Origin of the sequence: Streptomyces caeruleatus, assembly GCF_001514235.1 — a bacterium.
In the GTDB taxonomy this organism is placed as follows: domain Bacteria; phylum Actinomycetota; class Actinomycetes; order Streptomycetales; family Streptomycetaceae; genus Streptomyces; species Streptomyces caeruleatus.
On sequence record NZ_KQ948931.1, the window covers coordinates 290,536 to 313,362 of the forward strand.

At 71.8% G+C, this 22,827-nt stretch carries 19 protein-coding genes and 1 pseudogene; 14 read left to right on the top strand and 6 right to left on the bottom strand.

Translation table 11 applies throughout. The features are described 5' to 3' along the window. Positions 1-31 precede the first annotated feature (31 nt). A complete protein-coding gene (paaN, locus tag AQJ67_RS24960) occupies positions 32-1,723 on the bottom strand; it encodes a phenylacetic acid degradation protein PaaN (protein ID WP_062721302.1) in 1,692 nt (563 codons plus the stop codon). A 160-nt stretch (positions 1,724-1,883) separates the two neighbouring features. On the opposite strand from paaN, the gene AQJ67_RS24965 reads away from it, so the two are divergent. The 3 genes from AQJ67_RS24965 (at position 1,884) to AQJ67_RS24975 (ending at position 4,394) form a co-directional block, all read left to right on the top strand. Beyond that, positions 1,884-3,401, top strand: a complete 1,518-nt coding sequence (locus AQJ67_RS24965) for a 3-hydroxyacyl-CoA dehydrogenase (protein ID WP_062721303.1) — start codon at positions 1,884-1,886, stop codon at positions 3,399-3,401. Further along, on the top strand, positions 3,398-3,988 hold the full coding sequence (locus AQJ67_RS24970; protein WP_062721304.1) for a TetR/AcrR family transcriptional regulator: 591 nt from the start codon (positions 3,398-3,400) through the stop codon (positions 3,986-3,988). The genes AQJ67_RS24965 and AQJ67_RS24970 overlap by 4 nt, the downstream gene beginning before the upstream one ends. Before the next feature lie 91 nt (positions 3,989-4,079). Further along, positions 4,080-4,394 carry a hypothetical protein gene (locus tag AQJ67_RS24975; RefSeq protein WP_062721305.1) on the top strand — a complete coding sequence of 105 codons (315 nt, stop codon included), beginning with the start codon at positions 4,080-4,082 and terminating at the stop codon, positions 4,392-4,394. Between the two features lie 15 nt (positions 4,395-4,409). On the opposite strand, the gene AQJ67_RS24980 is transcribed toward AQJ67_RS24975, so the two are convergent. Beyond that, the gene (locus AQJ67_RS24980) at positions 4,410-4,895 is read right to left on the bottom strand and encodes an Lrp/AsnC family transcriptional regulator (RefSeq protein WP_062721306.1); all 486 of its coding nucleotides are present in this window, start codon (positions 4,893-4,895) and stop codon (positions 4,410-4,412) included. Positions 4,896-5,085: 190 nt separating this feature from the next. Here AQJ67_RS24980 and pdhA (AQJ67_RS24985) point away from each other — a divergent pair, with 190 nt between their 5' ends. The 6 genes from pdhA (AQJ67_RS24985) to AQJ67_RS25010 all read left to right on the top strand — a co-directional run bounded on the left by pdhA (AQJ67_RS24985) (position 5,086) and on the right by AQJ67_RS25010 (position 12,342). Next, on the top strand, positions 5,086-6,222 hold the full coding sequence (gene pdhA, locus AQJ67_RS24985) for a pyruvate dehydrogenase (acetyl-transferring) E1 component subunit alpha (RefSeq protein ID WP_062721307.1): 1,137 nt from the start codon (positions 5,086-5,088) through the stop codon (positions 6,220-6,222). Then, on the top strand, positions 6,219-7,223 hold the full coding sequence (locus AQJ67_RS24990) for an alpha-ketoacid dehydrogenase subunit beta (RefSeq protein WP_062721308.1): 1,005 nt from the start codon (positions 6,219-6,221) through the stop codon (positions 7,221-7,223). Before pdhA (AQJ67_RS24985) ends, AQJ67_RS24990 begins: the two co-directional genes overlap by 4 nt. Next, positions 7,223-8,725 (top strand): dihydrolipoamide acetyltransferase family protein, encoded by a 1,503-nt coding sequence (locus AQJ67_RS24995; protein ID WP_062721309.1) that lies wholly within the window; start codon positions 7,223-7,225, stop codon positions 8,723-8,725. The genes AQJ67_RS24990 and AQJ67_RS24995 overlap by 1 nt, the downstream gene beginning before the upstream one ends. Before the next feature lie 67 nt (positions 8,726-8,792). Next, positions 8,793-9,734 (top strand): NTP transferase domain-containing protein, encoded by a 942-nt coding sequence (locus AQJ67_RS25000; RefSeq protein ID WP_062721310.1) that lies wholly within the window; start codon positions 8,793-8,795, stop codon positions 9,732-9,734. Continuing rightward, entirely contained in the window at positions 9,731-11,221 is a 1,491-nt protein-coding gene (locus AQJ67_RS25005; protein WP_062721311.1) for a molybdopterin molybdotransferase MoeA, read from the top strand. Before AQJ67_RS25000 ends, AQJ67_RS25005 begins: the two co-directional genes overlap by 4 nt. Beyond that, a complete protein-coding gene (locus AQJ67_RS25010; RefSeq protein ID WP_062721312.1) occupies positions 11,218-12,342 on the top strand; it encodes a potassium channel family protein in 1,125 nt (374 codons plus the stop codon). Before AQJ67_RS25005 ends, AQJ67_RS25010 begins: the two co-directional genes overlap by 4 nt. Positions 12,343-12,409: 67 nt before the next feature. On the opposite strand, the gene AQJ67_RS25015 is transcribed toward AQJ67_RS25010, so the two are convergent. Together AQJ67_RS25015 and AQJ67_RS25020 are read right to left on the bottom strand one after the other, a co-directional pair. Then, positions 12,410-13,258, bottom strand: a complete 849-nt coding sequence (locus AQJ67_RS25015; protein ID WP_062721313.1) for an ABC transporter permease — start codon at positions 13,256-13,258, stop codon at positions 12,410-12,412. Next, complete coding sequence (locus AQJ67_RS25020) at positions 13,255-14,331, bottom strand: ATP-binding cassette domain-containing protein (RefSeq protein ID WP_062721314.1); 1,077 nt, start codon at positions 14,329-14,331, stop codon at positions 13,255-13,257. Before AQJ67_RS25020 ends, AQJ67_RS25015 begins: the two co-directional genes overlap by 4 nt. Before the next feature lie 167 nt (positions 14,332-14,498). On the opposite strand from AQJ67_RS25020, the gene AQJ67_RS25025 reads away from it, so the two are divergent. Then, positions 14,499-15,479, top strand: coding sequence for an NAD(P)H-quinone oxidoreductase (locus tag AQJ67_RS25025; RefSeq protein ID WP_062721315.1), 981 nt, complete (start codon positions 14,499-14,501; stop codon positions 15,477-15,479). A 62-nt stretch (positions 15,480-15,541) separates the two neighbouring features. Here AQJ67_RS25025 and AQJ67_RS47785 read toward each other — a convergent pair whose 3' ends face one another. Further along, positions 15,542-15,754, bottom strand: coding sequence for a hypothetical protein (locus AQJ67_RS47785; protein ID WP_159058823.1), 213 nt, complete (start codon positions 15,752-15,754; stop codon positions 15,542-15,544). A gap of 997 nt (positions 15,755-16,751) precedes the next feature. Between AQJ67_RS47785 and AQJ67_RS25035 the strand changes: the two genes are divergently transcribed. After that, complete coding sequence (locus tag AQJ67_RS25035; RefSeq protein ID WP_030050626.1) at positions 16,752-17,285, top strand: bacterial proteasome activator family protein; 534 nt, start codon at positions 16,752-16,754, stop codon at positions 17,283-17,285. 101 nt (positions 17,286-17,386) lie between these two features. Here AQJ67_RS25035 and AQJ67_RS25040 read toward each other — a convergent pair whose 3' ends face one another. Then, complete coding sequence (locus tag AQJ67_RS25040) at positions 17,387-19,048, bottom strand: protein kinase domain-containing protein (protein WP_062721317.1); 1,662 nt, start codon at positions 19,046-19,048, stop codon at positions 17,387-17,389. A 352-nt stretch (positions 19,049-19,400) separates the two neighbouring features. Here AQJ67_RS25040 and AQJ67_RS25045 point away from each other — a divergent pair, with 352 nt between their 5' ends. The 3 genes and pseudogenes from AQJ67_RS25045 to AQJ67_RS25055 form a co-directional block, all read left to right on the top strand. Further along, positions 19,401-20,972 carry a protein kinase domain-containing protein gene (locus tag AQJ67_RS25045; RefSeq protein ID WP_079056151.1) on the top strand — a complete coding sequence of 524 codons (1,572 nt, stop codon included), beginning with the start codon at positions 19,401-19,403 and terminating at the stop codon, positions 20,970-20,972. Between the two features lie 490 nt (positions 20,973-21,462). Next, entirely contained in the window at positions 21,463-22,638 is a 1,176-nt protein-coding gene (gene pdhA / locus AQJ67_RS25050) for a pyruvate dehydrogenase (acetyl-transferring) E1 component subunit alpha (protein WP_062721319.1), read from the top strand. 1 nt (position 22,639) lies between these two features. Continuing rightward, positions 22,640-22,827, top strand: a pseudogene (locus AQJ67_RS25055) (alpha-ketoacid dehydrogenase subunit beta); the annotation flags it as partial.

Here is a 22,827-nt window from a genome sequence, read left to right on the forward strand (position 1 = left end):
CAGCCGCGCACTCACCGCACCTCCCGAGCTCCTAGGCCTCCCGACGCACCTCCACAACCCGGAACCGGTTCGCCACGAACGCCCCGTCGCACAACGCCGAGTTGGCTGCCGGATTGCCCCCCGACCCGTGGAAGTCGGAAAACGCAGCCGTCTGGTTCACGTACACCCCGCCCGTGAGGTTCAGCGACAGCTGCGCCGCCTCCTCCAGGCAGACCTCCTGGACCGCGCCCTCGACCTCGTCGTCGGTCGTGTACGCCCCGACCGTCATCGCCCCCTTCTCCCGCACCGTCCGCCGCAGCAGTTCCACCGCGTCCGACGCCGAGTCGACGGCCACGGCGAACGACACCGGGCCGAAGCACTCGCTCATGTACGCGGCCTCGTCGTCCGGCTTCGCCCCGTCCAGCTTGACGATCACCGGTGTACGGACCACCGCGTCGGGGAACTCCGGGTTGGCGATCTCCCGGGAGGCGAGCGCGACCTCCCCGAGGCCGGCGGCGGCCTCCAGGCGGGCCTTGACGTCCGGGTTGACGATCGCGCCGAGCAGCGCGTTCGCGCGGGCGTCGTCGCCGAGGAGCCCGTCGACCGAGCGGGCCAGGTCGGCGACGACCTCGTCGTAGGTCTTGGGGCCCTCGTCGGTGCGGATGCCGTCGCGGGGGACGAGCAGGTTCTGCGGGGTGGTGCACATCTGGCCGCTGTACAGGGACAGCGAGAAGGCCAGGTTGGACAGCATTCCCTTGTAGTCGTCCGTCGAGTCGACGAGGACCGAGTTGACCCCGGCCTTCTCCGTGTAGACCTGTGCCTGGCGGGCGTTGGACTCCAGCCAGTCGCCGAAGGACGTGGAGCCGGTGTAGTCGATGATCCGGATCTCGGGGCGGGTGGCGAGGGTCTTGGCGATGCCCTCGCCGGGGCGCTCGGCGGCCAGCGCGACCAGGTTCGCGTCGAAGCCGGCCTCGGCGAGCACCTGCCGCGCGACCTGCACGGTCAGCGCGAGCGGCAGCACCGCGCGCGGGTGCGGCTTCACCAGGACCGCGTTGCCCGTGGCGAGGGACGCGAACAGGCCGGGGTAGCCGTTCCACGTCGGGAAGGTGTTGCAGCCGATGACCATCGCGATCCCGCGCGGGACCGGCGTGAACTGCTTGTTCAGCGCGAGCGGGTCGCGCTTGCCCTGCGGCTTGGTCCACTCCGCGGTGTCGGGCGTGCGGACCTGCTCCACGTACGCGTACGCCACCGCCTCAAGGCCGCGGTCCTGCGCGTGCGGGCCGCCCGCCTGGAACGCCATCATGAAGGCCTGGCCGGAGGTGTGCATGACGGCGTGCGCGAACTCGTGGGTCCGGTCGCTGATCCGCTTGAGGATCTCCACACAGACCACCGCGCGGATCTCGGCGCCCGCGTCCCGCCACGCGCGCATGCCGGACTTCATGGCCGGCAGCAGCTCGTCGATGTTCGCGTGCGGGTACTCGACGCCCAGCTCGATGCCGTACGGGGAGACCTCGCCGCCCACGAAGCCGTCCGTGCCGGGCTGGCCGAGGTCGAGGCGGGTGCCGAGGAGGGCGTCGAAGGCGGCCTTGCCCGCCGCCATGTCCAGGCTGCCGTTCTCGCCGTAGGCCTTGGGGTGCTCGGGGTGCGGGGACCAGTAGGCGCGGGTGCGGATCGCCTCCAGCGCCTGGTCGAGGGTGGGCCGGTGCTTGGCGATCAGCTCGTGGGCGGTCAGTTCGGCGGCCATGCGGGACCAACTCCTCGTTTCAAGAGCTCTCCGTCGAGCTCATGACCTGGGCAGAAACATGGGCAGGAAAGGCCAGTCAGAGTTAGAGTAACCGAACGATCGGTCGGTTCAAGGGGGTCCGCCGCATCTGTGGAAAACCCCGTGCGGGAGGATCGCGCACATGACAGCACTCGACCTCAGCAGCCCCGTGGCCGTTGTCGGCACCGGCACCATGGGCCAGGGCATCGCCCAGGTCGCGTTGGTCGCGGGCCATCCCGTACGGCTGTACGACGCCGCTCCCGGGCGCGCCCGGGCCGCCGCCGACGCGATCGGCGCCCGGCTCGACCGGCTCGTCGAGAAGGACCGTCTCACCGGCGCCGACCGCGACGCCGCCCGTGCCCGGCTGCTGCCCGCCGAGGCGCTCGCCGACCTCGCCGACTGTTCCCTGGTCATCGAGGCCGTCCTGGAGCGCCTGGACGTCAAACAGGAGCTGTTCCGGGAGCTGGAGGGCATCGTCGGCGAGGACTGTCTGCTCGCCACGAACACCTCGTCCCTGTCCGTCACGGCCATCGGCGGCGCCCTGCGCCTGCCCGGCCGCTTCGTGGGCCTGCACTTCTTCAACCCGGCCCCGCTGCTCCCCCTCGTCGAGGTCGTCTCCGGGTTCGCCACCGACGTCACGTACGCCACGCGCGCGTACGAGACGGCACGCGCCTGGGGCAAGACACCGGTCGCCTGCGCCGACACCCCCGGCTTCATCGTCAACCGCATCGCCCGGCCCTTCTACGCCGAGGCCTTCGCCGTCCACGAGGCGCAAGGAGCGGACCCGGCCACCATCGACGCCGTGCTGCGCGAGTGCGGCGGTTTCAAAATGGGCGCGTTCGAGCTGACCGACCTCATCGGGCAGGACGTCAACGAGTCCGTCACGCACTCCGTGTGGCAGGCCTTCTTCCAGGACGTGCGCTTCACGCCCTCGCTCGCCCAGCGCCGCCTGGTCGAGTCCGGCCGGCTCGGCCGCAAGAGCGGGCAGGGCTGGTACGACTACGCCGAGGACGCCGAGCCGGACGAGCCGCACACCGCGGAGAAGGCCTCCCCGCCCGCCTACGTCGTCGCCGAGGGCGACCTGGGCCCCGCCTCCGAGCTGCTGTCCCTGATCCGCGAGGCCGGCGTCCCGGTGCGCGAGGAGGACGAGGACCACGGCACCCGCCTGGTGCTGCCCGGCGGCGGCCAGCTCGCGCTCGCCGACGGCCAGACGTCGGTGGAGTTCCGGGACGTCGTCTACTTCGACCTCGCCCTCGACTACCGCCGGGCCACCCGGATCGCCCTGTCCGCCTCCCAGGACACCTCGCAGCAGACCCTCGCCGAGGCCACCGGACTCTTCCAGGCGCTCGGCAAGCAGGTCAGCGTCATCGGTGACGTCCCCGGAATGATCGTCGCCCGCACCGTCGCCCGGATCGTCGACCTCGCGCACGACGCCGTCGCCAAGGGCGTGGCCACCGAGGAGGACATCGACACCGCGATGCGCCTGGGCGTGAACTACCCGCTCGGCCCCTTCGAGTGGAGCCGCAGGCTCGGCCGCAACTGGGCGTACGCCCTCCTGGACGACCTGCACCTGCGCGACCCCTCGGGGCGCTACGCGCCGTCCCTCGCGCTGTACCGCCACGCGTACGCCTCCGACAAGCGGGAGGGCAACACCTCATGACCACCGCCAAGCGCGACACGTACACCCCGGAGACGCTGCTCTCCGTCGCCGTGCAGGTCTTCAACGAGCGCGGCTACGACGGCACGTCCATGGAGCACCTCTCCAAGGCGGCCGGCATCTCCAAGTCGTCGATCTACCACCACGTCACGGGCAAGGAGGAGCTGCTGCGCCGAGCCGTCAGCCGTGCGCTGGACGGGCTCTTCGGCATCCTCGACGAGGAGCACGCGCGCGGGGGCCACGCCGCCGACCGCCTGGAGTACGTCGTCCGGCGCATGGTCGAGGTGCTCATAACCGACCTGCCCTACGTCACGCTGCTGCTGCGCGTCCGTGGCAACACCGACACCGAGCGGTGGGCCCTGGAGCGCCGCCGCGACTTCGACCACCAGGTCGCCGGACTTCTGAAGGCGGCCGCCGCGGACGGCGAGGTGCGCGCCGACGTGGAGGTACGCCTCGCGACCCGGCTCGTCTTCGGGATGATCAACTCCATCGTGGAGTGGTACCGCCCGGACGGCCGCGGCATGAACGAGCGCGAGGTGGCGGACACGGTGGTCCGGCTGGTCTTCGGGGGCCTGCGGCAGGCCGACTGACCGGCGCTTCGGTGGCCTGAGTACGCGCGCGTGGACGGTTGAGTACGCCGCCCCATGTCCCGGGGTGGCCCCGCCTGGTGAGCTGGGACGCATGATCGAGAACGACACGCAGCTCGCCGCTCAGCTCGCCCCTGACCCTGCCTGGCGTACGGCACCGCTCGTGGCCACGCTGTTCGGGCTGCCGCTCCTCGTGTGGGAGTGCGTCATGTTCGGCGTCGACAGCTACGTCAGCGGCCTCGATGTGATGGTCTACGGGGGACTCTTCCTGCTCGTGGTCGCTTGGACGCTCCCGCGTCACCGGGCGGCGCGGATGCTGCGCGTCACGGCGGCCTGTTCCGCCTTCGTGTGCGCGGTCCTGCCGCTGGTGGCCGTCGTGCTCATGGGCATCGCGATGGCCTCCGGCTGACCCCGCGGCGGACGCTCAGCCCTGTGGCTCCAGGTCCTCCTCCTCGAACACCAGCAGAGTGCGGGTGCTGAGGACCTCCGGGATCGCCTGGAGGCGGGTGAGGACCAGTTCGCGCAGGGCCCGGTTGTCGGGGGTGTGCACCAGGAGCAGGACGTCGAAGTCGCCGCCCACCAGGGCGATGTGCGAGGCGCCGGGCAGCTGGCGGAGCTGCTCGCGGACCGTGCGCCAGGTGTTCTGGACGATCTTGAGGGTGATGTACGCCGACGTGCTGTGACCCGCGCGCTCGTGGTTGACGCGGGCGCCGAAACCACGGATGACGCCGTCCTCGACGAGACGGTTGATGCGCGCGTAGGCGTTGGCACGGGAGACGTGGACCCGCTCGGCGACCGACCGTATCGACGCGCGGCCGTCCGCCTGGAGCATCTGGAGGATGTCCTGATCAATGGCGTCGAGCGGGCGCGCCGGTGGCAGGGGGGCGCTGCCGTCCGGGCTTTCGGCCATTTGTTCAGGCGCCATGTCCCCCCACCTTCCTCCCGTGGACGTACTGCGTTCATTGGAGGCTGTGGAGAACCGTTTGTCCACAGCCTGAGGGTGCCTGTAGCCAAAATGTGCCGACGACCGAACAATCGGTAGGTGAGGCGCGTCACTGAAGCCGCGCCTCCCGTAGCCGCTCCCACGAGGAGGTGCCGTCATGACGGTCATGGAGCAGCGAGGCGCGTACCGGCCATCGCCGCCGCCCGCCTGGCAGCCCCGCATGGACCCCGCGCCGCTGCTGCCCGACGCCGAGCCCTACCGCGTCCTCGGCACCGAGGCGGCCACGAAGGCCGACCCGGACCTGCTGCGCCGGCTGTACGCCGAGCTGGTGCGGGGCCGTCGGTACAACGCGCAGGCGACCGCGCTCACGAAGCAGGGCCGCCTCGCGGTGTACCCGTCCAGCACCGGGCAGGAGGCCTGCGAGGTCGCCGCCGCGCTGGCGCTCCAGGACCGCGACTGGCTGTTCCCGAGCTACCGCGACACCCTCGCCGCCGTGGCCCGCGGACTGGACCCCGTGCAGGCCCTGACCCTGCTGCGCGGCGACTGGCACACCGGCTACGACCCGTACGAGCACCGCGTGGCCCCCCTGTGCACACCGCTCGCCACCCAGCTCCCGCACGCCGTCGGCCTCGCGCACGCCGCCCGCCTCAAGGGCGACGACGTGGTCGCGCTCGCCATGGTCGGCGACGGCGGCACCAGCGAGGGCGACTTCCACGAGGCGCTGAACTTCGCCGCCGTATGGCAGGCGCCGGTCGTCTTCCTCGTCCAGAACAACGGCTTCGCGATCTCCGTCCCGCTCGCCAAGCAGACCGCGGCCCCGTCGCTGGCCCACAAGGCCGTCGGCTACGGCATGCCCGGCCGCCTGGTCGACGGCAACGACGCGGCCGCCGTGCACGAGGTGGTCGGCGACGCCGTACGGCACGCCCGCGCGGGCGGCGGCCCCACGCTGATCGAGGCGGTCACCTACCGCATCGACGCCCACACCAACGCCGACGACGCCACCCGCTACCGCGGCGACACCGAGGTCGAGACCTGGCGCGGGCACGACCCGATCGCCCTCCTGGAGCACGAGCTGACCGAGCGCGGCCTCCTCGACGAGGCCGGCATCCAGGCCGCCCGCGACGCCGCCGAGGCGATGGCCGCCGACCTGCGCGAACGCATGAACCAGGACCCGGCGCTCGACCCGATGGACCTGTTCACCCACGTGTACGCCGAGCCCACCCCGCAACTGCGGGAACAGCAGGCCCAGTTGAAGGCCGAGCTCGAGGCCGAGTCGGAAGGGTCGCACCGATGACCACCGTCGCCGTCAAGCCGGCCACCATGGCGCAGGCCCTCACGCGCGCGATGCGCGACGCCATGGCGGCCGACCCGTCCGTGCACGTCATGGGCGAGGACGTCGGCACCCTCGGCGGCGTCTTCCGCGTCACCGACGGACTCGCCAAGGAGTTCGGCGAGGACCGCTGCACGGACACGCCGCTCGCCGAGGCGGGGATCCTGGGCACGGCGATCGGCATGGCCATGTACGGCCTGCGCCCGGTCGTGGAGATGCAGTTCGACGCGTTCGCCTACCCGGCGTTCGAACAGCTCATCTCGCACGTCTCCCGCACCCGCAACCGCACGCGCGGCAAGATGCCGCTCCCGATCACGATCCGCGTCCCCTACGGCGGCGGCATCGGCGGCGTCGAGCACCACAGCGACTCCTCCGAGGCGTACTACATGGCGACTCCGGGGCTCCATGTCGTCACGCCCGCGACCGTCGCCGACGCCTACGGGCTGCTGCGCGCCGCCATCGCCTCCGACGACCCGGTGGTCTTCCTGGAGCCCAAGCGGCTGTACTGGTCGAAGGACTCCTGGAACCCGCAGGACCCGCCGGGCGTTGAACCGATCGGCCGCGCGGTGGTGCGGCGCTCCGGCAGGAGCGCCACGCTCATCACGTACGGACCGTCCGTGCCCGTCTGCCTCGAAGCCGCCGAGGCGGCCCGGGAGGAGGGGTGGGACCTGGAAGTCGTCGACCTGCGCTCGCTGGTGCCGTTCGACGACGAGACGGTCGCCGCCTCGGTACGGCGGACCGGGCGGGCGGTCGTCGTGCACGAGTCGGGCGGGTTCGGCGGACCGGGAGGGGAGATCGCGGCCCGGGTCACGGAGCGCTGCTTCCACCACCTGGAGGCGCCGGTGCTGCGCGTGGCCGGGTTCGACATCCCCTACCCGCCGCCGATGCTGGAGCGTCACCACCTGCCCGGCGTGGACCGGATCCTGGACGCCGTGGGGCGTCTGCAGTGGGAGGCGGAGAGCTGATGGCACAGGTGCTCGAGTTCAAGCTCCCCGACCTCGGGGAGGGGCTCACCGAGGCGGAGATCGTCCGCTGGCTGGTCGAGGTCGGTGACGTCGTCGCGGTCGACCAGCCGGTCGTCGAGGTCGAGACGGCCAAGGCGATGGTCGACATCCCCTGCCCCTACGCCGGAGTGGTCACGGCCCGCTTCGGCGAGGAGGGCACGGAGCTGCCCGTCGGGGCGCCGCTGATCACGGTCGCGGTGGGCGCGCCCGCCGCCGAGGGCGAGACCGAGGGCTCCGGGAACGTCCTGGTGGGGTACGGCACCTCCGAGGCGCCGGCCCGGCGCCGCAGGGTGCGGCCGGCCACCCCGACGCCCCCGGCGGCCCAGCCGGCGAACGGCGCCGCCACGCGTGCGACCGCGCCGGCCGCGGAAAGCGTGGCGCGACCCGTCGGCACGGCGGCGGGGCACAGCGCCGAAGGCCACACCTCAGAAGGCCACGGCTCCGCCGGCCGCAGCCCCGCGGTCCACGGCTCCGCAGGTCACCGCCCGGAAACCGCCCCCGCCGACGAGGAGACCCGAGGCGACGGCCCCGTGCCCGTGATCTCCCCGCTCGTGCGCCGCCTTGCCCGCGAGCACGGCCTGGATCTACGGGAGTTGCACGGCTCCGGGCCGGACGGGCTCATCCTGCGGGCCGACGTCGAGTACGCGCTGCGCGCCGCCGAGGCGCAGGGCCGTACCGCGCGGCCGGCCACCGAGCCGTACCCGCGCGTGCCGTCGGCGCCCACCGAGGCCGTGCCGCCCGCGCAGCCCCCCGTCCGCTCCTCCGCCGCCCCGGCCGGCCTCCGCGGCCCCCTCAAGGGCATCCGCGGCGCTGTCGCCGACAAGCTCTCCCGCAGCCGGCGGGAGATCCCGGACGCCACCTGCTGGGTGGACGCCGACGCGACGGAGCTCATGCGGGCGCGCACCGCGATGAACGCCGCGGGTGGGCCGAAGATCTCCCTGATCGCCCTGCTGGCCCGCATCTGCACCGCGGCCCTGGCCCGGTTCCCCGAGCTCAACTCCACGGTCGACATGGAGGCCAGGGAGGTCGTCCAACTCGACCAGGTGCACCTCGGATTCGCCGCGCAGACCGACCGCGGACTCGTCGTCCCAGTCGTACGGGACGCGCACGCGCGCGACGCCGAGTCGCTGACCGCGGAGTTCGCCCGGCTGACCGAGGCGGCCCGCACGGGCACCCTCACCCCGGCGGAACTCACCGGCGGCACCTTCACGTTGAACAACTACGGCGTGTTCGGCGTCGACGGCTCCACGCCGATCATCAACCACCCCGAGGCCGCGATGCTCGGCGTCGGCCGCATCATCCCCAAGCCGTGGGTGCACGAGGGCGAGCTCGCGGTCCGGCAGGTCGTCGAGCTGGCGCTCACCTTCGACCACCGGGTCTGCGACGGCGGCACGGCGGGCGGGTTCCTGCGCTATGTGGCGGACTGCGTCGAACACCCGGCGGTGCTGCTGCGCACGCTGTGACGGATCCCCCGGGGCCCGCCGCTTCCCCTGCGTTCCCTGTGATCGCGGAGGCACGCATACTCGGGGGGTGACCGCGTACGAACCGACGGGCGCGCAGGACGCCGCCGCTGCCGGACACGACCTCGCGTACGACGCCGTCGTGCTCGCCGGGGGCGTAGCGCGGCGGCTCGGGGGTGTGGACAAGCCCGGCGTACGGGTGGGCGGGCGCCCGCTGCTCGACCGGGTGCTCGCCGCCTGCGCCGACGCGCGGAGCACCGTCGTCGTCGCCGAGCCCCGGCCGACCGCGCGAGCGGTGACCTGGGCCCGTGAGGACCCGCCCGGCGGCGGCCCGCTCGCCGCCCTGGGCGCCGGGCTCCGGCACACCACCGCGGAGCAGGTCGTCGTCCTCTCGGCCGACCTGCCCTTCCTCGACGAGCGCACGGTGCGGCGGCTGCTGGCCGCGCTGGGCACCAGCGGCGCCGACGGCGCGCTGCTCACCGATGCCGACGGTCGCGACCAGCCCCTCGTCGCCGCCTACCGCGCGCCCGTGCTGCGCCGCGAACTGGCCGCGCTCACCCGGGAGAACGACGGCCTCACCGGCCTCCCCCTGCGCCGGCTGACCGGCGCGCTCGGTCTCACCCGCGTCCCCGACCCCGTCGCGTCGTTCGACTGCGACACCTGGGACGACATCGCCACCGCCAGGGCACGCATCAGGGAGCATGGGCACGTGTTGGATGAATGGATTTCCGCAGTCAAGGACGAACTGGGCCTCGACCTCGACGTCGACACCAAGCTGCTGCTGGACCTCGCACGCGACGCCGCGCACGGTGTGGCCAGGCCCGCGGCCCCGCTGACCACCTTCCTCGTCGGGTACGCGGCAGCGCAGGCCAGGGGCGGCCAGGGCGGCCCCGAGGCCGTCGCCGAGGCCTCCCGCAAGGCCGCCGCGCTCGCCCTGCGCTGGGCGGAAGAGGCCGCCCAGGCCGACGCGGCCCCCGACGCCACCCCCGACACCAGCCCGGACGCCGGATGACCCCCCGCGGCACCCGGGCGGACGAGGACGCCGAGGACCTCGACGTCGAGGAGGTGCTCGCCCTCGTGAACGAAGACAACGGCCACCACACCCCTGGCGACCACGTGCCCCCACCCACCCCGCACGCGACGGGCCCCGACCAGCCGGACCGGCACACCTCGGACCGGCACACGTCGAACCGGCACACCTCGGACCGGCACACGTCGAACCAGCGCGCGTCGGACCGGCATCAGACGGACCGGGCCGCCAAGCCGGACCAGTCCACGTCGGACCGGCACCACAAAGCCACCCCCTGGCCCGAGGCCCGCGAGATCGCCGCCCGCGCCGCCGTGGCCGCCCGGGCCACCGGCCGAGCTCCCGTCTCCGTCCCCCTCGACGCCGCCCTCGGTCTCGCGCTGGCCGCCCCTCTCACCGCCCTCACCGACCTGCCCTCCTTCGACACCTCCGCCATGGACGGCTGGGCCATCGCGGGCCCCGGCCCCTGGGCCGTACGGGAAGGGGGCGTCCTGGCCGGACACGCCGAGCCCGAGCCGCTCACCGACGGCGAGGCCGTACGGATCGCGACCGGCGCCCGTATCCCCCCGGACACCACCGCCGTCCTGCGCAGCGAGCACGGCCGCACCGACACCAAGGGCCAGTTGCACGCCACCCGGGAGGTCCAGCAGGGCCAGGACATCCGCCCACGCGGCCAGGAGTGCCGTAGCGGCGACCACCTGCTCGCCGTCGGCACCCTCGTGACCCCGGCCGTGCTCGGCCTGGCAGCCGCGGCCGGATACGACACCCTCAGCGCCGTGCCCCGCCCCCGCGTAGAAGTCCTCGTCCTCGGAGACGAGTTGCTCACCAAGGGACTGCCGCACGGCGGGCTGATCCGTGACGCCCTCGGCCCGATGCTGCCGCCCTGGCTGCGCGCACTCGGCGCCGAGGTCACGGCCGTACGCCGCCTCGGCGACGACGCCAAGGCCCTGCACAAGGCCCTCACCACCTCGCGTGCCGACCTCGTCGTCACCACCGGCGGCACCGCGGCCGGCCCCGTCGACCATGTCCACCCCACCCTGCGGCGCATCGGCGCCGAACTCCTGGTGGACAGCGTCAAGGTGCGCCCCGGCCACCCCATGCTGCTGGCTCGCCTCAAGGAGCACCAGCACCTCGTCGGCCTGCCCGGCAACCCCCTCGCCGCCGTCTCCGGCCTGCTCACGCTCGCCGAACCCCTGCTGCGCACGCTGGCCGCCCGCCCCGCCCCGGAGCCCTACACGCTGCCCCTGAGGGACGCGGCGCACGGGCATCCGTACGACACCCGGCTCATCCCCGTCGTACTGCGCGGCGACCATGCCGTGCCGCTGCACTACCACGGGCCGGCCATGCTGCGCGGCATGGCGGCGGCCGACGCGGTGGCCGTCGTGCCGCCGGGCGGTATCCGAGCCGGTCAGGAGGCCGAGCTGCTCGACCTGCCCTGGGCGCTCGCCGGTATCGAGGTGTGTTTCACGTGAAACTTCCGGGCCAGGACGCGATTGCCCGCCGTGCGGACGAGAGGGTCGCGACCTATCGGGTGAAGCTCCCGAAGAAGATCGTCGAGCATCCCTTCCGACAGGTCGCCAAGCGGGTGCTGCTGGCCCTGAGCCTGCTCGTGCTGACCGCCTTGATCGTCTATGCCGACCACGAGGGCTACAACGACAACTCCGACGGTTCCGTCGACCTGCTCGACGCCTTCTACTACGCCACCGTCAGTCTCTCCACCACCGGATACGGCGACATCACCCCGGTCAGTGACGGCGCCCGGCTCACCAATATCTTCGTCATCACGCCCATGCGGGTGCTGTTCCTGATCATCCTGGTCGGCACCACGCTCGAGGTCCTCACCGAACGGACCCGGGAGGAATGGCGCCTGACCCGCTGGAGGTCCACCTTGCGCGACCACACGATCGTCGTCGGTTTCGGCACGAAGGGGCGATCGGCGATCCAGACCGTCTGCGCGACCGGACTGAGGAAGGACCAGGTCATCGTGGTCGACCCCAGTTCCAAGGTGATCGAGGCGGCCGTGGCCGACGGATACGCCGGGGTCACGGGGGACGCGACGCGCAGCGAGGTGCTGATGCGGGCCGAGGTGCACAAGGCGCGGAAGATCATCATCGCCACGCAGCGGGACGACACCGCCGTCCTGGTGACCCTGACGGCCCGGCAGCTCAACCGCGGCGCGAAGATCGTGGCCGCGGTCCGCGAGGAGGAGAACGCCCCGCTGCTCAAGCAGTCGGGTGCCGACGCGGTCATCACCAGTGCCAGCGCCGCCGGCCGGCTGCTCGGCCTCTCGGTGCTCAGCCCCGCCGCCGGCATGGTCCTTGAGGACCTGATCCAGCAGGGCAGCGGGCTCGACATCGTCGAACGGCCGGTCATAAAGGCCGAGGTGGGCATGAGCCCGCGGCAGATGGACGACCTGGTGGTGAGCGTCGTACGCGGACACCGGGTGCTCGGATACGACGATCCGGCCGTCGGGACACTGGAGTTGACGGACCGGCTCATCACGATCGTACGGGCGACGCCGGGCAGTCAGGTCGCACCTGACGAGCGGCGTCTGCCCCCGGGGGTGAAGCCGATGACGCCCCCGGCGGGATGAAGCCCCGGGGATGAAGCCTCGGGGTCAGGCGGCCGGGGGACGAGGTGCTTGCCCGCGCCCGGCCCGGCTACTTCCGGTTGTACAGCCGCATCGTGATCGGCCCGAAGACCGCCACGAACAACCCCGCCCAGCCCAGCGACCAGGCGACCTCGTCCGCCGGCCAGTCACCGCCCATCAACCCGCGTACGGCCGACGACAGATGGGTGATCGGGCTGTTGTTGACGAAGGCCTGGAGCCAGCCCGGCATGGTCTTCGGGTCGACGAAGACGTTGGACAGGAAGGTGAGCGGGAAGATCACCATCATGCTGACGCCCATGACGGACTTCTCGGAGCGCAGCATCAGCCCGAACATCGTCCAGATCCACGAGAACGCGAACGAAAAGGCGACCAGCAGCGCGATCCCGGCGAGCACCCCGCCAACGCCGCCGTCCGGGCGGTAGCCCAGGATCATGCCGACGGTGAGCATCACGATGGACGCGATGGTGTAGCGCAGGGCGTCGCCCAGCAGATAGCCGACCATCGTCGACGGCCGCCAGATCGGCAGGGACCGGAACCGGTCGAAGACGCCCTTCTCGATGTCGGTGTTCACCGAGACGCCGGTGTACATGGTGATCATCACGACCGACATCACCAGGATGCCCGGCAGCAGGAACTGGATGTACTCCTCCGGGGACCCGGCCAGGGCGCCGCCGAACAGGTACGTGTACATCAGCACCATCATGATCGGGAACGCGGTGACGTCGAAGAGCTGCTCCGGCACATGCTTGATCTTCAGGATCGCCCGCCAGCCGAAGGTCATCGAGGCCGACCAGGCGCTGGGCCGCGGCGGCCGCTCCCCGGAGACCAGCAACGCGGCGAGCGACTCGGCGCTGACGGGGGCGAGTTCCTTGCTCTCGGCCTGCGTCGCGGTGCTCATGCCGCCACCTCGTCCTTGTCGTCCTTGGAGTTCTTCGCGTCCTTGGCGTTCTTTGCGTCCTTGGCGTTCGTGTCGCTCTTGTCGTTCCGGCCGTCGCGCGTGTCGTGGCCGGTGAGGGCGAGGAACACCTCGTCCAGGCTCGGCTGACCCAGCGAGAAGTTGTCGACGGTGATGCCGGTGCGGGCCAGTTCGGCGAGCGCGCGGCCCGCCTGCTCAGCGGCGCCTTGACCGTTCGCGGCCCCGGAGCCGACGCGGGCGGTCAGGGCCACGGGATCTGGTTCCAGTTGCACGTCCGCGTCCAGGGTCGTCCGCAGCACCCGCTCGGCCTCCGGCCGCTGCGCCGCGTCGCGCAGCCGCAGATGCACGGAACCGGCGCCCACGGAGGCCTTCAGCTCGCCCTTGGTCCCCTCGGCGATCACCTTGCCGCGGTCGATGACGGCGATCCTGGACGCCAGCTGGTCGGCCTCGTCCAGATACTGCGTGGTCAGCAGCACGGTGGTGCCCTGGGCGACGACCGCGCGCACGATGTCCCACACCTGGTTGCGGCTGCGCGGGTCGAGGCCGGTCGTCGGCTCGTCGAGGAACAGCAGGTCGGGGGTGTTCAGGATGGACGCGGCGATGTCGATACGGCGCCGCATGCCGCCGGAGTAGTTCTTGACCTGCTTCCCGGCCGCGTCGGACAGCCCGAAGGCCTCCAGCAGCTGCCCGGCCCGCTCCCGCGCGGCGTGCTTCCCGTGTCCGAGGAGCCGGCCCAGCAGAACCAGGTTCTCGGTGCCCGTCAGGTCCTCGTCGACGGAGGCGTACTGGCCGGTCAGGCTCACCCTGCCGCGCACCTCGTCGGCCTCGCGGACGACGTCGTGGCCGAAGACATGGGCCTCACCGCCGTCGGGGCGTAGCAGGGTGGCGAGCATCTTCACCGTGGTCGTCTTGCCGGCGCCGTTCGGGCCGAGGACGCCGTAGACCGTGCCGGCCGGAACCGCGAGGTCCACGCCGTCGACGGCCCGTGTCTCACCGAACGTCTTCACCAGGCCCGCGGTCTCGATCGCGAGACCGGACGTCGTCTGCGTGCTCATGCTTCGGGGTCCTTCCGATGGCCTTCCGCGTTCTTGGGCTACGTATGGGGAGACCTTTACGGTCCCGCAAACTCATCGCCGCCGCACAGGAAATTTCGCGCGGCCCCACCCAGGGACCGAGGGACCGAGCGGCCGAGGCGGGCGGGCCGGGGAGTAGCGTCCGTCCCATGCATGCGATCACGATTCCCGAACCTGGTGGGCCCGAGGCGCTGGTGTGGGACGAGGTCCCCGATCCCGTGCCCGGTGAGGGCGAGGTACTGGTCGAGGTGGTGGCCGGGGCCGTCAACCGCGCCGACATCCTGCAACGGCAGGGCTTCTACAACCCGCCGCCCGGCGCCTCCCCCTACCCGGGCCTGGAGTGCTCCGGCCGGATCGCCGAGCTCGGCCCCGGCGTCTCCGGCTGGGCCGTCGGCGACGAGGTGTGCGCGCTGCTCTCGGGCGGCGGTTACGCCGAGAAGGTCGCCGTACCGGCCGGCCAACTGCTCCCCGTGCCCAAGGGCGTGAGCCTCACTCAGGCCGCCGCCCTGCCCGAGGTGGTGTGCACGGTCTGGTCGAACGTCTTCATGGTGGCCCATCTGCGTCCCGGCGAGACCCTGCTCGTGCACGGCGGTTCCAGCGGCATCGGCACCATGGCCATCCAGCTCGCCAAGGCCGTCGGCGCCAAGGTCGCCGTCACGGCGGGCAGCAAGGAGAAGCTCGACCGGTGCGCCGAGCTGGGCGCCGACATCCTCGTCAACTACCGGGAACAGGACTTCGTCGTCGAGGTCAAGAAGGCCACCGACGGGGCCGGCGCCGACGTCATCCTCGACAACATGGGCGCCAAGTACCTCGACCGCAACGTCCAGGCCCTCGCCGTCAGCGGCCGTCTCGCCATCATCGGCATGCAGGGCGGCGTCAAGGGCGAGCTCAACATCGGCGCGCTCCTTGCCAAGCGCGGCGCCATCAGCGCGACCTCGCTGCGCGCCCGCCCCCTCGGCGAGAAGGCGGCGATCGTCGCGGCCGTACGAGAGCATGTCTGGCCCCTGCTGGACGCCGGGCATGTACGCCCGGTCGTCGACCGCGAGATCCCGATGAACGACGCGGCCGAGGCACACCGCGTGCTGGAGGAGAGCGGTCACGTCGGCAAGGTGCTCCTGGTGGCGCCGTAGCGCCCATTCGGTCGCCCAGGCCGGCCGCACAGCCCTGTGGGGCCTGATCCACCGGACAGGCCCTACCCGCGCCGCAGCCGGAGGCCCACGAAGGCGAGGCCCAGGCCGAGCCCGATGAGGACCAGGCCGGTGCCGAGCGGCAGGACCTGCAGCACGGGCTCGGCGGGGTCGGCGGCGTGCGCGACGGGCTGCCGGGCGGGCGGCTCGGCCGGGGCGAGGGGGGCCGTGGAGGTCTCGTCGGCACCGTCCGAGCTGTCGTACGGCGGCCTCCTCACGTCACCGTCTCCCTCCCGATCCCCCTCCCGGTCGGCTTCCCGCCCGTACGGCTCGTGCCGTGCCGCCGCCTCCTCGTCCTCCAGCGGCCCCTTCTCCCGCCCCGGCCGCTCCCGTCCCTCCCCAGCCCTGCTCCCGGCCCGGGAGGGCTCGTCGGACGGGTCGGGACGGAAGGCGCCGGGCCCGTGAGCGCTGGAGGTGGGGGACGCCCCGGAATGCCGGTCCTGCCGGTCCTGCCGGTCCTGTCGGTCCTGTCGGTCCTGTCGGTCTTGGCCGTCGTTCCTGTCGTTCCTGTCGCCCCTGTCCTTCGGATCGTCCCTGTCCTTCGGATCATTCCTGTCCTTCGCGTCCTGCCGGGACGCCTCGGAGCTGCCGGGCTTGCGGGGTTTCCCGGGCCTCCCGGGCCTCCCGGGCCTCCCCGACTCCCCCGACCCGGCGGACGAGGCCGAAGGGGACCCGGACGGGCCCGCGGCGCTGGCGGAGGGCCGGGACTCGGCCGTGGGGCCGGGGCGGCTCGGGCCGGCGCTGGAGGGGTTCTCGGAGCCAGCCGTAGGAGAGCCCGTGGGCCCGGAGGGCGTGGAGGGGGTCCGTGAAGCGGTCGGGGAGCCGGAGGAAGCCCCGGACGCGGTAGGCCCCCGTGGGCCCTCGAAGCAGTACGCCGCCCCGGCCGCCCCGTACGGCCCCACGACCAGCCCCGTCACCAGCACACCCAGCGTCCCGGCCGTGCGCAGCGCCCCCCTCGACGAGCCGCGCCGGTCACCGCGGGAGGTGCGCGGGCGCCCCCGCCCCCCGCGTACCACCGCCAGCCATGAAGTCATGGAACAAGCGTCACAGCACGGAACGTACCCGGCATTCCGGACTGCGCCACCCGACCGAACCGGGCGTACGCCCGCACGCGCCGACACGGCCCTCACGGAATCCGCGCCGGTGTAAACGGTGGATCACCCCACACAGGGGGCACCACGATGATGAGCTGTACGGGTGCGAGAGAATGGCGGCATGGAGATGCCGAGGAACGAAAGGTCGTCCGAGAACCCCCAGATCCTGGTCGTGGGCCAGGACGGGATGGCGCTCAGCGGCGGCAACGGAGACGAGGACTCCCGCGAGATCCCGGTGACGGAGCAGGTCGAGCAGCCGGCGAAGGTCATGCGGATCGGCAGCATGATCAAGCAGCTGCTCGAAGAGGTGCGCGTCGCTCCCCTGGACGAGGCGAGCCGGGTCCGGCTGAAGGAGATCCACGCCAGCTCCGTGAAGGAGCTGGAGGACGGCCTGGCCCCGGAGCTCGTGGAGGAGCTGGAGCGGCTCTCCCTGCCGTTCACGGACGAGGCGACCCCGAGCGACGCGGAACTGCGGATCGCGCAGGCCCAGTTGGTCGGCTGGCTGGAGGGCCTCTTCCACGGCATCCAGACCACGCTCTTCGCCCAGCAGATGGCCGCCCGCGCCCAGCTGGAGCAGATGCGCCGCGCTCTTCCGCCGGGCGTCGGCGGTCACGAGGAGGGTGGCGAACACCGCCAGGGCGGACCGTACCTGTAAGACACCCGTAGGAACAGAAGACGTCCGACGTGTACGAGAAGGGCCCGGCAGCCGCTGCTGCCGGGCCCTTTCAGTTCGCTGCGATCACTGACGTACGGGGATCACTCCGGGTTGCCGGTGGAGACCTGGAACTCCAGCTCCGGCGGGTTGTCCGGGTCCATGTCGTACCGCGCCGTGGGCGACTGCCGCATGATGGTGCCCTCGCCGAAGGTGTTCTCGTCGACGTCGACCTTCTTGTACTTCCAGTGCGCGGCGTCGAGGCACTTGACGACGGACGGCCAGTACTTGAAGGAGAAGTCCGGCATCTGCACCTTGTCGGGATCGAGAAGCGACTCCCGCGGCTCGGTGCACTCGGTCGTCTCGACCGTGTCACCGCTGTCCCCCGCCCGGTATCCCGGCTTCTTCGACGTCGACTCCGACGCCGTGGTGGTCGAGCCGCCGGTTCCGCCACTGCCGCCGTCGTCCTCGGTGCCGCCGCCGGTCAGCGTCAGGGCCGCGATCAGGCCGCCCACCGCGACGACGGACACGACGATCGAGCCGATGATCACCGGCCGGTTGCTCTTGCCGCCGCCCGAACCGGGCTGCCGCTGGGGCGACATGGTGTACGGCGGCGGCGTCGCGTGGCCCGGCTGCGGGGAGTACGAGGCCGGGGGCGGCGTCTGGAAGCCGGGCTGCTGCTGCGGATAGCCGTACGCGGGCGACGGCATCGACGGCGGCGGGGTGCCGTACGGGTTCGGGGCCGGGGTCTGCGGGGTCTGCGGGTACGGCGTCTGGACGGGGCCCGCGGGCGGCGGCGCCTGGCCGACCGGCGGGAACACCGAGGCGCCGACACCCTGGCCGTTCTGCGTCTGCGCGCCCGGCACGATGCTGGGCGGGGCCGCCTGGAAGGAGGCGGCCACGCGCAGGCACTCGTCGCGCATGGACTCGGCGCTGGGGAAACGCTCGTTCGGGTTCTTCTTCAGGGCACGGGCGACCAGCGCGTCCACGGCGGGCGGCAGGGCGCGGTTGACGGAGGACGGAGCCACCGGCTCCTCCTGCACATGCGCGTACGCGATGGCCAGCGGGGAGTCGGCGTCGAACGGCAGCCGCCCGGTGACGAGCTGGAACAGCATGATGCCGACCGAGTAGAGGTCGGAGCGGGCGTCCACACCGCGGCCGAGGGCCTGTTCCGGCGAGAGGTACTGCGGGGTGCCGACCACCATGCCGGTCTGTGTCATGGACGTCACACCGGACTGCATGGCGCGCGCGATGCCGAAGTCCATGACCTTCACGACGCCGCGCTTGTTCATCATCACGTTGCCCGGCTTGATGTCCCGGTGGACCAGGCCCATCTCGTGGCTGATCTCCAACGCCGCGAGCACATCCGCGGTGATCTTCAGCGCCTTGTCGGCGGGCATCGCGCCGAACTGCCGTACGTCCGCGTCGAAGACCGAGCTGAGCGGGCGGCCCTCGATGTACTCCATGACGATGTACGGCGTCGTCATGCCGTCGACATCGTCCTCGCCGGTGTCGAATACCGAGACGATATTGGTGTGCGTGAGCTTCGCCACGGCCTGGGCTTCGCGGCGGAAGCGCTCGCGGAACGCCTGCTCGCGGCCCAGTTCGGTGTGCAGGGTCTTGACCGCGACCTGCCGGTCGAGCACGGAGTCGTACGCGAGGTGCACCGAGGCCATGCCGCCCTCGCCGAGCAAGTCGCGCAGCTGATAGCGGCCGCCGGCCAACGCCCGCCCCGCGTATCGGCCCTGTGCGCCGTCCTGGCTCATGTTCTGCGTCCCCCGTAGCCTCTCGGGCGCCTGCGACTGCTGCGGAACCGGCAATCCCGAGTGATCCAATGTGCTATTCCCGGCCAAGTCTGCCCCACGGCACTGACAGGTCAAGCGCGGTGCCCGTTCCGTGACCGTACGCGAAGGGAGCGTCGCGGAAGCGTTACAAGGGTCGTACGGCCGGTGCACAGAATTTGCACGAGTGGAGGGGGTGCGGGTTTGATGGCCGGTCCGTCTCCTTCCGGTTGGGGCGGCCGTCTCGGACCGACGGCTTGCGCGGAGGCTGTAGCGTGGCCGACGGAGACCGTAACAACACCGCGCGCACCGCGGGCAGAAACGACGGCGAGGACTGATGGCACAGCAGCAGCGCGCTCAGGGCCCGTCCGACCCCGAGGCGGCTGGCGGCGGTATGTCAGACGCGCCGGAAATGTGGGGTAATGGCGGACTTGTCGGGGACGGCCGTTATCGGCTGACCCGCAGACTCGGCCGGGGCGGCATGGCCGAGGTGTTCGCGGCCGAGGACGTGCGCCTCGGACGCACCGTGGCGGTCAAGCTGCTGCGCGCCGACCTTGCCGAGGACCCGGTGTCCAAGGCCCGCTTCACGCGCGAGGCCCAGTCGGTGGCCGGCCTCAACCACCACGCGATCGTCGCCGTGTACGACTCCGGCGAGGACGTCGTCGGCGCGCACAGCGTGCCGTACATCGTGATGGAGATCGTCGAGGGCCGCACCATCCGCGACCTCCTCCTCAACGCCGAGGCACCCGGCCCCGAGCAGGCCCTGATCATCGTCTCCGGCGTCCTGGAGGCACTCGCCTACTCGCACCAGCACGGCATCGTGCACCGCGACATCAAGCCCGCCAACGTCATCATCACGCACAACGGCGCCGTGAAGGTGATGGACTTCGGCATCGCCCGCGCCCTGCACGGCGCGCAGTCGACGATGACGCAGACCGGCATGGTCATGGGCACCCCGCAGTACCTCTCGCCCGAGCAGGCGCTCGGCAAGGCCGTCGACCACCGTTCCGACCTGTACGCGACGGGCTGCCTCCTCTACGAACTCCTGGCGCTGCGCCCGCCGTTCACCGGCGAGACGCCGCTGTCGGTGGTCTACCAGCACGTCCAGGACATCCCGACCCCGCCGTCCGAGGTCTCCGACGGCGTGCCGCCGGAGCTCGACGGCCTGGTCATGCGCTCGCTCGCCAAGGAGCCGGACGACCGGTTCCAGACCGCCGAGGAGATGCGCGGCCTGGTCCAGTACGGCCTGCAGATGCTGTACGACCAGGGCGGCCACACCGGCACCTGGAACACCGGCCCGGTGACGATGCACGACGGCCGGCACACCCCGGCCTCGGGCTTCGCGAACACCACGGTCATGGGGCACCCCGGCGACCCGGGCTCCGGTACGACCCAGATCCCGCAGCCGATCCTGCCCAACCGGTACGGGGGCGGCGACGACGGCGGCTTCGAGGGGCACGGCAACAAGGGCGGCGGCCGCGGCAAGCTGTGGATCCTGGCCGTCTTCGCGGTGATCGCCATCGCGGCCGGTGTCGCGCTGGCGTTGCAGAACGGCGGCGGCGGTGGCGGCGGCGGTGGCGACACCACGCAGACGCCCACGACCTCGCAGACCACCGACGAGGACAAGGCGACCGACGAGGCCACGGACGAGGCGACCGAGGAGCCGACCGACGCGGTCACCGACGACGGCAGCGGCACGGGCACCGACCCGACCTACCAGCCGACTCAGGACCCGACGTACGAGCCGACCGAGGACCCGACGGTCACGCCGACGGAGGACCCGACCACGGCCGAGCCCACCGAGGAGCCCACCGAGGACCCGACTCAGGAGCCGACGGAGGACCCGACGGTGGAGCCCACGGAGGACCCGACGGCCCCCACGGGCGGTGCCATCGGGGGCGGCGCCTGAGCGGACCGATCCGGCGGCCCGGCTTCACCGAGAAACCCACCCACGCGCGCGTGCGGCCCGGAAACGGGCTCCACGCGCGCGTGTCGTTTACGGCAGATGGCTGGATCGTTCTGCAGGCATACCCTGATTTATCCGCTTTCGTGGGCGAGACCAGGCTCACACCTCTTCCGTGACCTCGACCTCGGTCACTCTTCCCGTGACCTGGGTCACCGATATAACGTGCCGTTGTTCCGGCCCCCTGCAAGGCTGTGACCAGGACTTGTTCCGGACTTTCGCGATTTACTTGGAAATCCAAGCAAAATCGCAGGTCAGGAGGGGTTTCACAGAAATGTGGAGCACTGGGTAACGTGCCTTTTGCAGGGCGCTCGCCGGGGCACCTGTCACGCCTGTCCCCCAACGAGCCGCACCCACCCTGTGCGTCCGTAGGGCTTCAGGTGAGCCGCACTGGCACCCGGCGAACCCGGGTAGCCGGACCGACGGAGGAGCACACGTGACCGTGGAGAGCACTGCCGCGCGCAAGCCGCGACGCAGCGCCGGTACCAAGAGCACGGCCGGCAAGACGACCGCGAGGAAATCGCCGAGCACGGACCCCGAGCTCGTGCAGCTGCTGACGCCCGAGGGTAAGCGCGTCAAGAACGCCGAGTACGACAAGTACGTCGCCGGCATCACCCCCGAAGAGCTCCGCGGCCTCTACCGCGACATGGTGCTCACCCGCCGCTTCGACGCCGAGGCCACCTCCCTGCAGCGCCAGGGCGAGCTGGGCCTGTGGGCCTCGCTGCTCGGCCAGGAGGCCGCCCAGATCGGCTCCGGCCGGGCCACCCGCGAGGACGACTACGTCTTCCCGACCTACCGCGAGCACGGCGTCGCCTGGTGCCGCGGGGTCGACCCGGCCAACCTGCTCGGCATGTTCCGCGGCGTGAACAACGGCGGCTGGGACCCCAACAGCAACAACTTCCAGCTCTACACGATCGTCATCGGCTCCCAGACGCTGCACGCCACCGGCTACGCGATGGGCATCGCCAAGGACGGCGCGGACAGCGCGGTCATCGCCTACTTCGGTGACGGCGCCTCCAGCCAGGGCGACGTCGCCGAGTCCTTCACCTTCTCCGCGGTCTACAACGCGCCCGTGGTGTTCTTCTGCCAGAACAACCAGTGGGCGATCTCCGAGCCGACCGAGAAGCAGACCCGCGTGCCGCTCTACCAGCGCGCACAGGGCTACGGCTTCCCGGGCGTCCGCGTCGACGGCAACGACGTCCTGGCGTGCCTGGCCGTGACGAAGTGGGCGCTGGAGCGCGCCCGCGCCGGCGAGGGACCCACGCTGGTCGAGGCGTACACCTACCGCATGGGCGCCCACACCACCTCCGACGACCCGACGAAGTACCGCGCCGACGAGGAGCGCGAGGCCTGGGAGGCGAAGGACCCGATCCTGCGCGTCCGCCGGTACCTCGAGGCTTCAAACCACGCGGACGAGGGATTCTTCGCGGAACTGGAGACCGAGAGCGAGGCGTTGGGCAAACGAGTGCGCGAGGCGGTCCGTGCCATGCCGGACCCGGACCACTTCGCCATCTTCGAGAACGTGTACGCGGACGGGCATGCGCTCGTCGACGAGGAGCGCGCCCAGTTCGCCGCCTACCAGGCGTCGTTCGCGGACGTAGAGGGGGCCTGACATGGCGGAGACCGCGACATCCAAGAACATGGCTCTGGCCAAGGCGATCAACGAGTCGCTGCGCCGCGCCCTGGACTCGGACCCCAAGGTCCTCGTCATGGGCGAGGACGTCGGCAAGCTCGGCGGCGTCTTCCGTGTGACGGACGGCCTTCAGAAGGACTTCGGCGAGAGCCGTGTCATCGACACTCC

Coding starts and splice junctions, on each gene's coding strand:
- paaN (WP_062721302.1), bottom strand. CDS start 1,723: ATGGCCGCCGAACTGACCGCCCACGAGCTGATCGCCAAGCACCGGCCC.
- AQJ67_RS24965 (WP_062721303.1), top strand. CDS start 1,884: ATGACAGCACTCGACCTCAGCAGCCCCGTGGCCGTTGTCGGCACCGGC.
- AQJ67_RS24970 (WP_062721304.1), top strand. CDS start 3,398: ATGACCACCGCCAAGCGCGACACGTACACCCCGGAGACGCTGCTCTCC.
- AQJ67_RS24975 (WP_062721305.1), top strand. CDS start 4,080: ATGATCGAGAACGACACGCAGCTCGCCGCTCAGCTCGCCCCTGACCCT.
- AQJ67_RS24980 (WP_062721306.1), bottom strand. CDS start 4,895: ATGGCCGAAAGCCCGGACGGCAGCGCCCCCCTGCCACCGGCGCGCCCG.
- pdhA (WP_062721307.1), top strand. CDS start 5,086: ATGACGGTCATGGAGCAGCGAGGCGCGTACCGGCCATCGCCGCCGCCC.
- AQJ67_RS24990 (WP_062721308.1), top strand. CDS start 6,219: ATGACCACCGTCGCCGTCAAGCCGGCCACCATGGCGCAGGCCCTCACG.
- AQJ67_RS24995 (WP_062721309.1), top strand. CDS start 7,223: ATGGCACAGGTGCTCGAGTTCAAGCTCCCCGACCTCGGGGAGGGGCTC.
- AQJ67_RS25005 (WP_062721311.1), top strand. CDS start 9,731: ATGACCCCCCGCGGCACCCGGGCGGACGAGGACGCCGAGGACCTCGAC.
- AQJ67_RS25015 (WP_062721313.1), bottom strand. CDS start 13,258: ATGAGCACCGCGACGCAGGCCGAGAGCAAGGAACTCGCCCCCGTCAGC.
- AQJ67_RS25020 (WP_062721314.1), bottom strand. CDS start 14,331: ATGAGCACGCAGACGACGTCCGGTCTCGCGATCGAGACCGCGGGCCTG.
- AQJ67_RS25025 (WP_062721315.1), top strand. CDS start 14,499: ATGCATGCGATCACGATTCCCGAACCTGGTGGGCCCGAGGCGCTGGTG.
- AQJ67_RS25035 (WP_030050626.1), top strand. CDS start 16,752: ATGGAGATGCCGAGGAACGAAAGGTCGTCCGAGAACCCCCAGATCCTG.
- AQJ67_RS25040 (WP_062721317.1), bottom strand. CDS start 19,048: ATGAGCCAGGACGGCGCACAGGGCCGATACGCGGGGCGGGCGTTGGCC.
- AQJ67_RS25045 (WP_079056151.1), top strand. CDS start 19,401: ATGGCACAGCAGCAGCGCGCTCAGGGCCCGTCCGACCCCGAGGCGGCT.